Raw genomic sequence first — 14,185 nt, 5'->3', positions numbered from 1 at the left:
TATCGATTCACGGTGGATTACTAATTTTTTTGGTAAAAAAGCAATTTCTAAAAATGGTTTATATTAATTTTTAATTTCACATAAAATATATTTACTATTGATTTACAGTTAGTAATATTTTTCATACTGAATCAATAATTGCGAATTTTTTATGTATATTTATTCAATTAGGTGACCCGATAGCTGAAAATTACAAATCGGAGAAAAGTAAATGAATATGGCTGCTAATGTACACTATCTTTTTGATTTTATCGGGCGAACTTTGTTCGCTTGCTTGCAGGTCGTATGCCCGGTCGCTGCCATGTTGGACCTTAAAGGAGTATCGTTCGATCGGCTAGCTCCTATCTACAATCGACTTGCTCTTGTCTGCAACGAGTGCGTAATGAATAAATAGATAACGCATGTCTGAGGTACCGTAGCAATGCATTGATTCGCTCGTTGGCGGATGTCCTGGAAGGATTAATGGTCGGGAATGAGTTGCTGACATTTTGTCTATTATCTCTTGATGGCAAGCCGAAAAAGCGGTGCGTTCTTTCCTCTTTTTTTAACAGGTAGTTATTCATTCTTTGATTTAAAAAACCGACTTTTGCAAGCAAACTCATTCACCGATGTAGGAGATCACTAACGAGATAGGAGGGCTCATGGACGAACTGGATACGCTAGTAGAACAAACCGAATTGCTGTTGGCTGAAGGCAGCGAACAACAGCTGAAGGAATACCTTGATGAGCTCAATATTTCAGATGTGGAAGCGCTGATTGACGAGCTGCCGGAGTACGGCGCAACCTTCATCGAAACGCTTAGCGTCAACCGTGCTGTGAACGTTTTTCGTATCCTTGATTTTCCCACACAGGAGCGTATTCTCAAACGACTCTCCGGCCCTAAGATTTCCGAGATTATTAACGAGATGCCACCCGATGATCGGACGGCTTTTTTTAGTGAATTGAAGGGCGATGTGGTGAAGCAATTAATCATCTTACTTCCACCTGCAGATCGCAAAGAAGCACTGGCTTTATTGGGGTATCCGGAGGACAGTGTGGGTCGGCTCATGACCCCGGATTATATTACGGTGAAACAGCACTGGGACATCACCCGTGTGCTCCAGCATATCCGTCGGTATGGCAAGGCTTCGGAGACGATTGACGTGCTCTATGTGATCGATAAAGATGGGCAATTATTGGACGATATCCGCATCAAGGATATCCTCTTAGCCGACCCTGAAACAAAGGTAAAAGACCTAATCGATAACCGGCTGATAGCACTCAATGCAAACGACCCGCAGGAAGAGGCCATCAATGTATTCCGGATGAACAATCGCGTGGCATTGCCCGTGGTGGATGCGCAGGGAATTATGCTGGGTATTGTGACGGTGGATGATATCCTTTGGGTCGCCAACGAGGAATACACCGAAGACATGCAGCGGATAGGGGGTACCGAAGCATTGGATGAGCCGTATCTGGATGTGTCTATTCCGCATCTGGTAAGAAAACGGGCGGGGTGGCTGATTGTGCTGTTCCTGGGACAACTGATTACTGCTACCGTATTGGAGCATTATGAAAGCCAACTGGCCAGTGCCATCTTGATCCTGTTTATGCCGTTAATTCTTTCCAGTGGGGGAAATAGCGGTTCACAGGCTTCCACGCTGATTATCCAAGCGATGGCCCTTGGTGAAGTAACGCTTGCAGATTGGTGGCACGTCATGCGGCGAGAGATTCTGTCGGGGCTATTGTTGGGGCTAATTCTGGGGGCTCTTGGGTTTTTGCGCATCTGTACGTGGCAGGCCTTTGCTCATGCGTATGGCGACTATTGGCTGTTGGTAGGTGCGGTGGTGAGTCTTTCATTGGTTGGCGTGGTGCTGTGGGGGTCGGTAGTGGGATCGATGCTGCCTTTTATTCTACGTCGACTGGGGGCCGATCCGGCCTCTTCATCGGCACCATTTGTATCGACGCTGGTAGACGTAACCGGGCTGATTATTTACTTTAGCATTTCTACCATGATTCTTACCGGCGTACTGCTATGATGGCGCCGGTGTTGCGGAAGTCAGGATGGATGGGTGTGTTGCTATTGGCTGCGTTGGAGTTGCATGCGCAACGATCCCTGCCGGTTTACCTGGAAGGTGAATTCGGTGTTGAACGCTTTGGGGATGCCTCCGTGCGGTCAGTGTTTCCGACGGGTGCTGCACTTCGGCTGGGTGCCGCATTTGCGTTGGCAGACCAGGGACGGCTGCGACTGCGACCGCAAGGAGGCGTAACGTTCTACGGAAACAAAATAAATGAAGAAGTAACGGAACAGCTGTTGTTCGTCAAAGGCGGCATGCAGGTGAGCTATGATGCGTTCTTCTTGGGGCGGATGACATTTTTTCCGTATCTTGGTATTGATTACAATTGGGTGTCCAATTTCGATATGGAAAGCTACGACGGGGAGGAGGCAACTTATTCAGAAAATTACTTACATGGTACAGGAATCTCGCAGGAAATCGGTTTGCGTGTACAGATCAGCGAGTGGTATGTTAAGGCAGGATATGGGCTATTCAGATCCCAGCTGCGGGTGCGTAGGTCGATTCTAGACAACGATCTGACCTCGGGTTATGTTACGCCTCCATCCCATTCTTTTCAGTTCGACACCATCAATATTTCAGTAGGTTTTTCGATTCGACCATGAATCCTATTTACAAAAAAACAACGATAGTACTGCTGCTGATTGGCTCACTGGCGGGATGCGACGGGGAGGGGACGCTTTTGGAGCTGTATCCATGGCAGCCGATTGTAAATCCGGAGATACGTACCCTAATACAGGATAATCGGATTATTCATGCGCAATTCGTCGGGCGGAATCACATCAGCGGGATTACGGCTAACGGAAATTTTGAAACTCCGGATCAATTTAAATCTTTTGACTTCGAGCCTTTTGCCTGGCAGGAAGAAGGGGTGCTGGAATTCGGTGCTGATCTGATTGTGCGAGCCGTGCCGGATAAATCCTCCATTTCGTTGCTTTACTCGAGAGATAACGGTAAGACCTGGAATCGATACGGACATCCTATTGTGGACGAAGGGGGGCTTGCGCTTGGGAAGATATCACCGGTGAAGTTAGTTGTCGGGGCGGAACGCTTGATGTGGCTGTTATGCCAGCAGGGGACAGGTGCTGAAAGCCGGCTGCTGCTTTACCGGGTGAACCTAGCCGGAGGAACGCATGAAACCCTATTAAGAAGGCGGAATGCGCTTGCGGTTACAGCGGCTGCTTTTGATGGTCAAAGGGGATGGGTGCTTTGGAAAAATCCTTTGATCGATTCGGACAGCGTACACTTGCTAAAAACTATCGACGGTGGCAGTACCTGGTCTGAGGGAGCTACGTTGGAAAACATCAGTGATCCCCTGTTCTGCGTGATCGATGATGGCGATCTATTGGTGTTCGGACAAGCGGGAGCTGCTTTCCATTCTGCGGATGGTGGAGCGACCTTTCAATCTGTTGTTACGGGAATGGGGCCCATACAGCGATGCCAGGCTGCGACGGCTGATGTGATCTATGTGCTTTCTGTGGACGGGCGCCTGGGCAAAAGCGTCGATGGCGGCTTCACATGGGATGTTTTGGGAGCACAAGCTGGGAACGTTCGGGTTTCCGGTAGTGAGATGTATTTTCAGAATGAACAGCGCGGGATTGTTTACGACATTGATCGGATGTTTATTACCGAAGACGGAGGAGAACATTGGGAAGTGTTGATCTATCCATACAACTACGTTTTCGAGTAATGGCAGCTTATCATATTCGGTTATTGGTAATAAGCGACTTACAGTTTTTTTTAAAAATCTTTTGTTTATTCGGCGGAAAGTTCCGAATATTGCAATCCCGAAAACGGGGTATACCAGCAGAAACACTCCTGAATAGCTCAGCTGGTTAGAGCATCTGACTGTTAATCAGAGGGTCGCTGGTTCGAGCCCAGCTTCAGGAGCACCGAAAGAGCCGATTTCTAACGAGATCGGCTTTTTTTATTATAACGGAGCTGTCGCTGTTCAGCTATTGGATAGATATACCTAACTTTGTTTAAGCCTGCGAATTTACGAATCAAGGCTAACAACACGATGAAAGCAGTAGTTTACGAACGGTATGGGACCCCAGAAGTGCTCGAATTGCGAGAAAAGCCAAAGCCGACCCCGAAAATCAATGAAGTCCTAATCCGTGTACATGCCACAACGGTCACCGCAGGTGATTGGCGGATGCGGAGCGCTAACCCATTCTTAGCCCGTTTGTTTAACGGGCTGTTTAAACCTAAAAAGGTAAAAATACTTGGGTTTGAATTGTCGGGCGTAATTGAACAGGTGGGTAGCGATGTGAAAACATTGGCGAGAGGAGACGAAGTTTTTGCCTTTTGCGGGCTCGGATTTGGCGGCTACGCGGAATACCGGTGTTTATCCGAAGCGGGTGTGATCACTAAAAAGCCAACGAACATGACGTTCTTGCAGGCCGCTACTGTGCCCATCGGCAGTCTAACAGCTCTGCTTTTATTACGGAAAGGAGGTATCGAAGACAGACAGAAGGTTCTGATTTATGGTGCTTCTGGGAGTGTTGGAACTTTTGCTATCCAACTGGCGAAGCATTTCGGAGCCCATGTTACGGCGGTATGCAGCGGGAGAAATTCGGAATTGGTGAGGTCCATCGGGGCTGATGAAACCCTTGACTATACCAAAGCGGATTTTACCACATTGAATACCCGGTTCGACCTTATTTTCGATGCAGTAGGAAAAATAAAAAAGTCGCGTCGCAAAAAGTTGTTGGCATCTGGCGGGAAGTATGTGTCGGTAAAGGGAACGACAAAGCCCCGGAAAACAGATTTGCAGTTCGTCAAGGAGCTGATTGAGTCGAGCAGGTTGACAACCGTGATAGACAGGACGTACGATTTGGAGACGATCCAAGAGGCCCACCGCTATGTAGAACGGTTTCGCAAACGGGGGAATGTTGCTGTGAAGGTGATGGGGTAAATAATCTTTTTTTATGTATATTTGTGTCAATGTAGCACCAATTTTAGGAATAATGAAGTGTCCCAATTGCAACGAAACTCTTTTAATGTCTGTACGTAATCAAGTAGAGATCGATTACTGTCCCCAATGCCGTGGTATCTGGTTAGACCGTGGTGAACTGGATAAGATTATCGAGCAATCTGAGAAAGCCTATCCCCAGTCGTCGGATAGCCGATCGGGATATGCTAGTCCTAAGGATCAGTACCGAGAAAGAAGGGACTACCGAAATGAACACCATGAGGGATACCGTAAGAAGAAGAAATCCTTCCTTGGTGATTTTTTTGACTTTGATTGACCTAGATATATTTCATTTCCGTGGCTTTGTGGATGAGTGCGGCCACATTGGTTACCTTGAATTTTTGAAGCAGGTTGCGTCGGTGGCTTTCCACGGTAAGCGGACTGATGAAAATCCTTTCACCAATTTCTATCGAACTCAGTCCTGCGGCCAGCAGCGCAAGCACTTCTTTTTCCCGGCGGGTTACAATGGGCAGATCACCGGTTTTATGGCCGTTTAGAATATCCTGAATGCCCTTGCTGAAGGCCATTTCGCCCTCCATAGTTTTTCGGATCCCCCCGACAACTTCATCGGCGGATGCATTTTTTAAGAAGTAACCATTGGCACCAGCCGTGAGCATACGTTGAACAATGCTGTATTCGTTGATGTTGCTGATGGCGATGATCCGCATATCCGCATGGAGTTGTCGGATTGCTGCACATACGTCGATCCCATTCCTATCCGGCAGGTTAATATCAAGTAATACAACATCAACTGCGTTATGTTGCAGATAGCCCAGCGCCGTTGCAGCATCCGCAAATTTGCCGGTAAATAGGATATCTTTAACATCTTGTAGCATGTATTCGAATCCCTGTAATACTACCGGATGGTCATCCACGATAATTACTTTAATCGGTTTCTTCTCCATTTATAAGGGAATCTGAATGTTAACAGTGGTCCCTTCGCCGGGCTGGGAGACCGTTTCGATGTGGCCGTTTAGCAGTGATACCCGGTTCTGGATATTGGTAAGTCCAAGTCCTTCTGACAGATCATTTTTTGCCAATTCCATTCCTTTTCCATTGTCTTCCACGGTAAGGAATAGCCAACGGTCAAGTTCGCTGCACTGCAAAATAATCTCATCGGCATCGGCATGTTTGACCGCATTGGCAAGCAGCTCCTGAACAACGCGATATACCGTGATGCGTAACTGCTCAGGATAGTGATCTTTTATCCCGAGATCCTGGAAGGTCACCTGAACCTGAGGAGTATGCATGTATCGGCACAGATCGGATAGGGCAGACGCAAGACCACCATGACGCAGTGATTCGGGCATCATATTATGCGCAATCCGTCGCAGTTCATCCACCGAATAGTCCAATTGATGGATGACGTCATCAACTGCACCGTTTCTGCCAGGAGCGCCTTTGTCTACCTTGGCTACAATCGACGATAACTTCAATTTGACGCCGGCCAAAAGCCCTCCCAGTCCATCGTGTAGGTCTTTTGCCAGACGGTTTCGTTCGGCTTCCTGTCCCTGAAGCATGGCATCGTATTGTCGCAAACGCTCCTGTTGACGGATCGAGCGTAGTTCTTCTTGGTGCAGCAGTGCATTTTGTGTCAATAGCTTTTTGTTTTTCTTTCCGATTTTCCAGGAAAAATAAGTGACGCACAATGCCAGTAACAGCCCACAGCCCAAACTCAGTGCCCACCACCGTGTTTTGGAAATTTTTAGTTCCTGTTGCCGGTTTTCGGCCTCCAAGCGGAGGATGCGGTTCTCTTTTTCCGCAGTTTTATATTGTTGCTCGAAATTTAAAACCTTGGTAGTTACGTCTTTTTGGTAAATGGAATCCAATAGGCTGGATAGGGTGTCCATTTGGTGATAGGCCGACCGGTAGTTGCCTAAATGACGCTCCAAATGTGCCATCTCATGGTGGTATAAGGCTTGATTTTTTACATTGCTGAAATGTTTATACTGGTGTGACAAGGCGAGGAACGTTTTTGCCCTTTGATACTCGCCCAGGTCTCTGTATAAGGCATAAAGTTCAAAATTGAGATCCATTAATAGGTAATCATCGCTCAATTTCTCGGCAGCTGAAACTCCTTTTTGATAGCTTTGCAGTGCTTTATCTTTTTTTCCGGTATGACGGAAATAGGTTAACTCCGTTCTGTAAAACGTAGGGACGGAAGTGGAATGTGGGAGAAGCTGTACATAATGTCTTGCACTATCCAAATAGCTCTTTGCCTGATCAAGATCTTTCATCAGCAAGACATTCTTTGCGGCATTGACAAATATATATAGTTTGTTTTCTTCCTTGTTTGGCAAGTAACGTATCGTTTGGAGCGCTTGTTTGTAGTAACCAGCGGCTTTTTTGTAGTCTAGCACATTACTCAACAGCATTCCCATATTTTGTAGTTGATAGCCAACCTGGGCGCTGTCGCCGGCTAATCGCGCATACGGCAGGGTTTTGTCGATAATGATCTCCATAAAGTCTGCACTCTTATCTTCCCTTTGCAGAACGACACCGTAGTTGTTCCATAGCTTTGCCCGATAACGGTAGCTCTTTTGGGATGAGTCACCAGCCAATAGACTATCGGCAACAGAAAATTCAGCTTTTGCTCGCTGCGGTTCGTAGTCCATCAGAATATTAGCATGATAAAGATGGTACAACCCTTTCTGGAAATCGGTGGGTGATTTCCCCATCTTCCCGCGGGCTTCAGCTAGGTATAGATAAGCCTTTGCCGTATCGTGGTCGATCCAGAAGATGCTGACGTCAAGCAGCCCTTCAATCTTTCGTGCGGTGGTGGGCGCCTGCCGGGCGTTTTCCAAAAGGCTGTCCGCATACCGCGCGACCGCATCCTGTGCAGAAAGGGACGAGCACATGCACAAACCAAGTATCACTGCGATAATTAGCCGTTTGAAATCGCTTTTATGGCAACCGGTATTTTTCATGGTTTGACCAATATAAGAAAATTGATGTGCTTTGTACGGTGTTAAATCCAGACATAAGGTTCCGATCCACAAGCGTGGATGCTCTTTTCTTTCGTGTCTATGGGTTGCAACGGGTCGACCGGTTCATTATTTGCGCGATCTTCTGGGATAAGGATTGGGTTTTGAGGATTAGCGGGTATGATTCTTATTTCGCCACAATCCAACGACGGATCCGGCGTATTTCCGGTAAAAATAATATATTTCCCATCTTTACTCCATGCGGCATCCACTTCGCGAAACCGCGATTGGGTAATCTGTTTGGGCGTAGCATGCTCCTGAATATACACTGTATAAAGGTGGTCCAAATGGGTAAAGACAATTTGTTGACCATTGGACGATACCGAGATATCAGTGGGTAATTGAGTATAATCCGGGTATTGATGAATGAGCATGCTTTCTTGACCGTTTTCTGATTGGAAGTTTTTAATAACAGCCAAAGCAAACCCATTGGCTTCGCCCTGTGCATCCAATACTTCCGCTGATATCACCAAATCATGGCCGTTGGGCAACACAGCAAAGTCCTTAACATGAGGAATACGTCCAACGATTTGGTTGTTATCACTGTTGAATAACATCAAATCTTCCCGCTTGATTGTTCCGTCTGCAGCGCGGACCAGCGCTGCATAGAAGTTGCTAGTCCCCGGAATAAATTGAGGCGTACGTTCCAATGTGGATGGTATCGTAACCAATTCATAATCAGAAGGAGTTGACAGATCGTGAATCTGAACGTGCGCAGTGCCATCACTGAAATTATTTTTATACCATATAAATTGTTTGGCATCTGGCGATATCCGGTAGTGATCGCCTTCCGAAAATAGGGTGATTTCCTCTTTAGACTGAAAGTCGTAACGAATTAATTCATCTGCTGCGGTATAATATAAAACCCCTTGTTTAATGGCGCGATTATCCGCTGGGCGGTGACTCTCTCTCTTGCTACATCCCATGTTAGCAATTGACGATAGGACTGCCATGAGCGATAAATAGAAGCCTATTCTTTTCATTTCTTTATTTTTTCTTTCATAACCTCACAGCCACACCATGCGACCATCTCCCGCTTCGATGTTATTTTTTCCAGCAGGTATGATCGGGATCACCCCTTCGCTCTCCGCTCCATCGTCAACCTGATATTGACGACCGTCTGCTGGAATTACTTTGAGATAAAAAAGGCTTCCAAAGGGACCGGTAATGTGATAATCTGTGCCAATTAATAAATAGTTGCCATCCGGTGAGAACTGCGGATTAGTTTCCGCGGCGTTACTTGTTGTTACCTGTTTCATCGCGCTGCCATCAGCATTCATCAACCAAATGTGCTTAGATGCTACAAAAGCTATTTTGCTGCCGTCTCTGCTTACTGCAGGCTGCCCCCAATCGTTGAATTCAAATTCCTTTATCAAATCTACGCGGGTAAATTCTCTGTTTGTCTTGAGCAGGTATTGGTTGTGTGCGAATAACAGGGTATTGTCTGGCATCCAAATGGGCGTTTCGTCGATCTTTTCATTAGCTACACTATAAATATCCGCTAGGATGTTGCCACCTAGGTCCGTTATCACAATACCGTCGTGAAAGGTAGGGCTGATCGCGACCCGTTGGCCATCCGGTGAAAGTCTGCCTGTTGCAATATCGCCACCGGTAGCATAATACGTAAATTGCTTCACAAGGGTACCATCAGCTATTTTAGAAACCGTAAACTGGCTGGCTTGATAGTCGCCTGCTACATCAGCACATTCCAATACGGCCTGATTGTCCCAACTGATATCCCAGTTGTTTCTTCGAATGTTATCCGGTAACAGTAAACTTCGGCTGGCCGTTTTCGGATCTAATTTGAAAATGCCTTCGTCTGCCCATTTATAATAAATCGTGCCCGGTAGTTTCTTTATTTCTCCAATGATTGGATTTTCGGGATCTATCGCGTCTTTGCGACAGGCTGCCGAAAGAAGGGATAGGCAAGACCACCAAATGAGTAACTTCTTCATTTTTTGCTTTCATTCGTGTTACGTATCAAAGGTACGCTGTTCGATTGCGTAGAACAATCCCCGAAAACAAGGGTTTTTAACTATGAAAATTCAATCCTAATATCTATTTGATTTCTCCAAGTTTTACTTGCTTGTAAACGATTGCCGTTGAATTATTTTCCTCACATACCCACGCGATCAATCCACCCTCATTCACTTTTGTCATCACCGGATGATGGTTATAGGCATCGTTAGATGAAATGGCGATGGGTGCCGCAGGATACCCATTGATAATGGGGTGTATCAGGATGTGCGACCTCATGCCAATGTCAGGCGCGTTTTCGTGATGATCATGACCATGCAAATCCCTATGCGTTCCTCCATGACCAGTAGAATGGGTAGCAGGCGGCATGGGGCGATCTTCGTAGGCTACGAGGACGGTGTCTGTGCCCAGTGCCAACGACTGTGGGTGGCTGCCGGTTGTGGTGAGCAACTGGCGTTCGTTGAATCGGTTGCCGCCAGATGCGTTATGCGTGTAGTAAAGTCCGGGTGTTCCGCCGGCTGTAAACCATACGGTGTGGATGCGCCCATTTTCTGAAGCCAGCGTAGGGCCGGTATGCGGACAGGCCCGGATTGCCCAATTGTCGGCACTGATGGTTGCCTCGGGGCTGAACGTTCGGCCGTTGTCTTCTGAATGTATATAAGCCATATCCCGTGCCTGTTCGCCAAATAAAGCAGAGGGATACATCAGGCTTCGGTAGGCCACATGGATGGAGCCATCCCTGTCTACGAGTAAGTCGGTGCGGCAGCATTCGCACGTGCCGCGATGGAGTGCGGTTTCACTAACAAACCCGCTGTCGGGTGCAGTGGTGGCAAAATACAGCGTTGAACCTTCGATGGATTTGTCGCGCCCATCTAACCATACGGCACCTATTTCACCGTTGTTTAGGCGGGCGATGTCAAAAAAATTACGTCCGTAGTGGTGAGCGGTGTCCGAATGCAGGAAGTCGGGAGGCGACCACGAAACCCCTTGGTCTGAAGAAATGCTGTAATAAATAGCCCCCGCGAAGGGGCTTTTTTCGCGTAAAAAGGGTTTGGCAAAGACGGCAACGATGGTGCCATCGTCTTTAAAGGCTATTTTGCCCATACTCTCGGGAGAGGTGCTTATACCCTCGGAGCCGGTTACGGTAATGGGAGTGCCGAAGTCACCGGACGCTGTATCATATTTGGCAAAAGCGAGTTGGTAAGTGCCATCGGTGTCAATCTTTTCCGTCCAGCAAAGCACGGGATTCCCCTCGTTATCGCAGGTGAAATACGGGGCAGTTGCTGAATGCCCCTGCGTGATGGCCAGTGTTTTCGGGGATTCTTCATTCGGTGGTGGTTGAGAACTGCAGGCGCCAAGCGCACCTGCTAGTACCACCACAAATATCCAGGGATTTCTATTCATGTTTTTTGAATTAAAAAAGGAAACTTACGTTGAGACCGCCGTAGCCACTGCGATCGGGTGAGGGGTTATAGAAAGCCGGTTGCCCGCCACCATAAGCCACTGCATTCAATGCAACGAATGAACTGTATCGTTGATTTAGCAGGTTGTCCACGCCACCATAGATTTCGGCTTTGAAACGTTTACGGATTACCCGTGCATAACCTATTTTGGTGTTTAACAGGTGATAGGCCGGGTGGTGGACGGTATTTGCGTCGTTCAGCGGCAAGTGGTCGTTGTAGAGGTAATTGCAGTTTACATAAAGGCCCATCTTGGTGTTGAAATCAATTCCAGCATTGATCACCCAAGGAGCAATTCCTGTCAGGCGATTGCCGTCAAACACGTCGGTAACCCGATCATCTGCGTCGTGGATTTTGTAGTCGATAAACGTAAAATCGGAATACGTGATCGCGGCAAACGGACGCAGCCGCTGGATCCATCGGCTGTCTGCTTCGTCGACCGCCAGCCACGAAAGTGCCAGTTCTGCGCCGCGGTGGCCGGTTTTGCCCGCATTATGGTAAATGGTGATGCCCTGCTGTACGGCTTGGGCGATTAGTTCGCCGCTCATGTCCATACGAAAGATGGCTAAATCATAGCTGAGCCGTGATCGGAGTAATCCGCCTTTTGCGTTGAGCTCGTAATTGACGGCTTTCTCTGCCTGCAATAAAGGGTTGATGGACCCATCTACAGTTTTGATCTCTGATCCGGTGGGCGGGGTAAAGCCCGTGCTGACACTGGCATGCAGGCTCAAGGCTTCATGGAACGTGTGGCTCAACGCAATCCGGGGTGTTGCCTGCGGGTCGAACCGCTTAACGCCGCTTTGCCCCGGAGCGAGGTAATCACGTACGCGGTATTGTAAACTATTGACTCCCAAGCCGAGTGTGAGCAGTGTCTTGGGGCCCAGTGCCGTCTCCGACTGGTAAAAGAGTGAATAGAAGGTGTTCTGATTGTCAATGTTGGCATTGATGGCACCTTCTAAACCATGTTCGTTGACGTATTGGCTGCCTTTTGTAAGCCCCTGGTTGAATTCTGCACCGACGGTAAAAACTGTAGTGAACATGTTGAACCCGGGATCGTAGGTGAAACGTGTGCGCCCACCGTAGCTCTGATAGTAGTTACGGATGTACGCGTATGCCAGGGGGTGATTCAGGTCATAAAAATAGCTGAATAGGCTGGTGCTGTTGGTGAGCTTGTCGCTGAGCCGATATTGCTGACCGATTCCCACACGCGTCCAGTTTTGGTATCTTCCTGCCTGTTTATCGACGTTGGTCACATTGGCCTGCAAGGGGTTTTCCGATACCTGCGTCTGCGTGAGGGCGCCAGGTATCTGTGAATGTTGCGTCGTGCGGCTGACTAGCACCGTGATAATCTGCTTATCGTTTGGGAAAAACTGAAAGTTGCCGGTGATAAATCGCCGCATGTCATTGCTGTGCAAGCGGTAACCGTTGTACTCCTGCCAACCGTAAGCTACATAGCTGTTTACTTTGTCGCCACCTGACCGAAAGGTAGTGGCAGTCCGGTTGAGGCCATAACTGCCGGTGAGCCCGGATACTTCCAGGCTACGCTCCCCATAGGGCGCCCGTTGCAGTTGGAAATTGATCACACCGGCGGTGCCCGCCCCATAGATGCTGGATGCAGGTCCCTTAATTACCTCCACGCGGCCAATGTTGTTGACATCCAACGCCTCGATGCGTGTCGTTCCATCGGTTTCCGTTACGGGGATATCGTTTATGTAAACTTTGATGGCGCGGCTGCCCCACGGAGAACGGACACCGTTTCCCCGTATGGAAATCCGCGAATCGGAAAGCGTGCTTTGATCCATACGAACACCCGGAACGGTGTTGAGTGCAGATTGCAAAGACATACCGCTGCCGCGTTGAATATCATCAGCAGTTAACAGGGCGATTGATCCGGGGGTTGCCCGGTTGACGCGACTGTTGAGCCCTACGCGTACTTCATCGAGTTGAACCGGATCGGTCTCCAACTGGATGTTAATATCTCGGTGTTCGGCGGCGATAGTAATATGTTGTGTTTTATAACCCATCAACGCCACGTCGATGGCGGTTGTTGCTTGCGCTTGGCTCAGTCGAAAAAATCCGTCTTTGTCTGACTGCGCGACGACCTGTCCGCTGTTGTTGCGGATGGTAGCGCCGGCCAATGGCTGACGGGTTTGGGTATCATAGATGTGACCGGTTAAAAAAAGGTTCTGCGCATTTGCCTGCCACATCCACGCAGCAAAACACAGGAGGAAAGTAGTCCTCAGAATAGGGTATACGTTCATTCGAAATAGTTCAGAAGGGCTGAATTAATACCAGCAATGCCACATAATAAAACGGTAACCCAGTTGATTCGGGATACAGTTATTAACGTCCTATATAAAGCGGAGGCTAAACACGTGGCGGATGGAAAATCTTAGCAGGTCGTGAAGGCAAAACAAAAGTGAGTTCGGCCGGTTCGTGTTTTTCCATCGGGGAAACCGGAACGGTCAATACTGTTTTTTCGGTAATGAATGCAAGTTGGTAACTGACTTTCAGTGATTCCTTCTCGGATTTTTTTTCTTTTTCTTCAGCTTCCTTGAGTTTTCTTGCCAAATAACATTTCCCATCGCAATGCAGCATGGGTTTGTCTTTATTGATACAGAAATACTCGGTAATATAGGGTTGATTGAGCTCAAATGCAGCGGTGATGAGCAATCGCGAAATATTTTCCGCAAAAAGCGAGCAAATGAGCAATATGGCGAGAAGCCGATGAACCAT

Annotated in this window: 12 protein-coding genes and 1 tRNA gene; 6 read left to right on the top strand and 7 right to left on the bottom strand. The window is 47.9% G+C overall.

The window, feature by feature from the left end; genetic code table 11:
* The first annotated feature begins 641 nt into the window (after positions 1-641).
* The 6 genes from mgtE (at position 642) to BMZ56_RS04410 (ending at position 5,305) form a co-directional block, all read left to right on the top strand.
* A complete protein-coding gene (mgtE, locus tag BMZ56_RS04435) occupies positions 642-2,018 on the top strand; it encodes a magnesium transporter (protein ID WP_090624720.1) in 1,377 nt (458 codons plus the stop codon).
* Positions 2,015-2,659, top strand: coding sequence for a hypothetical protein (locus BMZ56_RS04430; RefSeq protein ID WP_090624718.1), 645 nt, complete (start codon positions 2,015-2,017; stop codon positions 2,657-2,659). The genes mgtE and BMZ56_RS04430 overlap by 4 nt, the downstream gene beginning before the upstream one ends.
* Positions 2,656-3,744, top strand: a complete 1,089-nt coding sequence (locus BMZ56_RS04425) for a WD40/YVTN/BNR-like repeat-containing protein (RefSeq protein WP_090624716.1) — start codon at positions 2,656-2,658, stop codon at positions 3,742-3,744. Before BMZ56_RS04430 ends, BMZ56_RS04425 begins: the two co-directional genes overlap by 4 nt.
* 126 nt (positions 3,745-3,870) lie before the next feature.
* Positions 3,871-3,944, top strand: a tRNA-Asn gene (locus BMZ56_RS04420).
* 130 nt (positions 3,945-4,074) lie between these two features.
* Positions 4,075-4,971 (top strand): NAD(P)-dependent alcohol dehydrogenase, encoded by an 897-nt coding sequence (locus BMZ56_RS04415; RefSeq protein ID WP_090624713.1) that lies wholly within the window; start codon positions 4,075-4,077, stop codon positions 4,969-4,971.
* An 85-nt stretch (positions 4,972-5,056) separates the two neighbouring features.
* Positions 5,057-5,305: a TFIIB-type zinc ribbon-containing protein gene (locus BMZ56_RS04410; RefSeq protein ID WP_245893073.1), complete on the top strand. Its 249-nt coding sequence runs from the start codon at positions 5,057-5,059 to the stop codon at positions 5,303-5,305.
* Between the two features lies 1 nt (position 5,306).
* Here BMZ56_RS04410 and BMZ56_RS04405 read toward each other — a convergent pair whose 3' ends face one another.
* The 7 genes from BMZ56_RS04405 to BMZ56_RS04375 all read right to left on the bottom strand — a co-directional run bounded on the left by BMZ56_RS04405 (position 5,307) and on the right by BMZ56_RS04375 (position 14,185).
* A complete protein-coding gene (locus tag BMZ56_RS04405; RefSeq protein ID WP_090624707.1) occupies positions 5,307-5,933 on the bottom strand; it encodes a response regulator transcription factor in 627 nt (208 codons plus the stop codon).
* Positions 5,934-7,955, bottom strand: coding sequence for a tetratricopeptide repeat-containing sensor histidine kinase (locus BMZ56_RS04400; RefSeq protein ID WP_090624705.1), 2,022 nt, complete (start codon positions 7,953-7,955; stop codon positions 5,934-5,936).
* A gap of 41 nt (positions 7,956-7,996) precedes the next feature.
* On the bottom strand, positions 7,997-8,995 hold the full coding sequence (locus BMZ56_RS04395; RefSeq protein WP_090624703.1) for a PD40 domain-containing protein: 999 nt from the start codon (positions 8,993-8,995) through the stop codon (positions 7,997-7,999).
* A gap of 24 nt (positions 8,996-9,019) precedes the next feature.
* The gene (locus BMZ56_RS04390; protein WP_090624701.1) at positions 9,020-9,967 is read right to left on the bottom strand and encodes a TolB family protein; all 948 of its coding nucleotides are present in this window, start codon (positions 9,965-9,967) and stop codon (positions 9,020-9,022) included.
* A 103-nt stretch (positions 9,968-10,070) separates the two neighbouring features.
* Positions 10,071-11,393 carry a sialidase family protein gene (locus tag BMZ56_RS04385; RefSeq protein ID WP_090624699.1) on the bottom strand — a complete coding sequence of 441 codons (1,323 nt, stop codon included), beginning with the start codon at positions 11,391-11,393 and terminating at the stop codon, positions 10,071-10,073.
* Between the two features lie 10 nt (positions 11,394-11,403).
* A complete protein-coding gene (locus BMZ56_RS04380) occupies positions 11,404-13,710 on the bottom strand; it encodes a TonB-dependent receptor (protein ID WP_090624697.1) in 2,307 nt (768 codons plus the stop codon).
* Positions 13,711-13,816: 106 nt separating this feature from the next.
* Positions 13,817-14,185, bottom strand: coding sequence for a hypothetical protein (locus tag BMZ56_RS04375; protein ID WP_090624695.1), 369 nt, complete (start codon positions 14,183-14,185; stop codon positions 13,817-13,819).

The sequence above is a fragment of the Parapedobacter indicus genome, assembly GCF_900113765.1.
Taxonomy (GTDB): Bacteria; Bacteroidota; Bacteroidia; order Sphingobacteriales; family Sphingobacteriaceae; genus Parapedobacter; species Parapedobacter indicus.
Note: the sequence above shows the minus strand (reverse complement) of the source record. Positions and strands in the feature narration are given on the sequence as shown.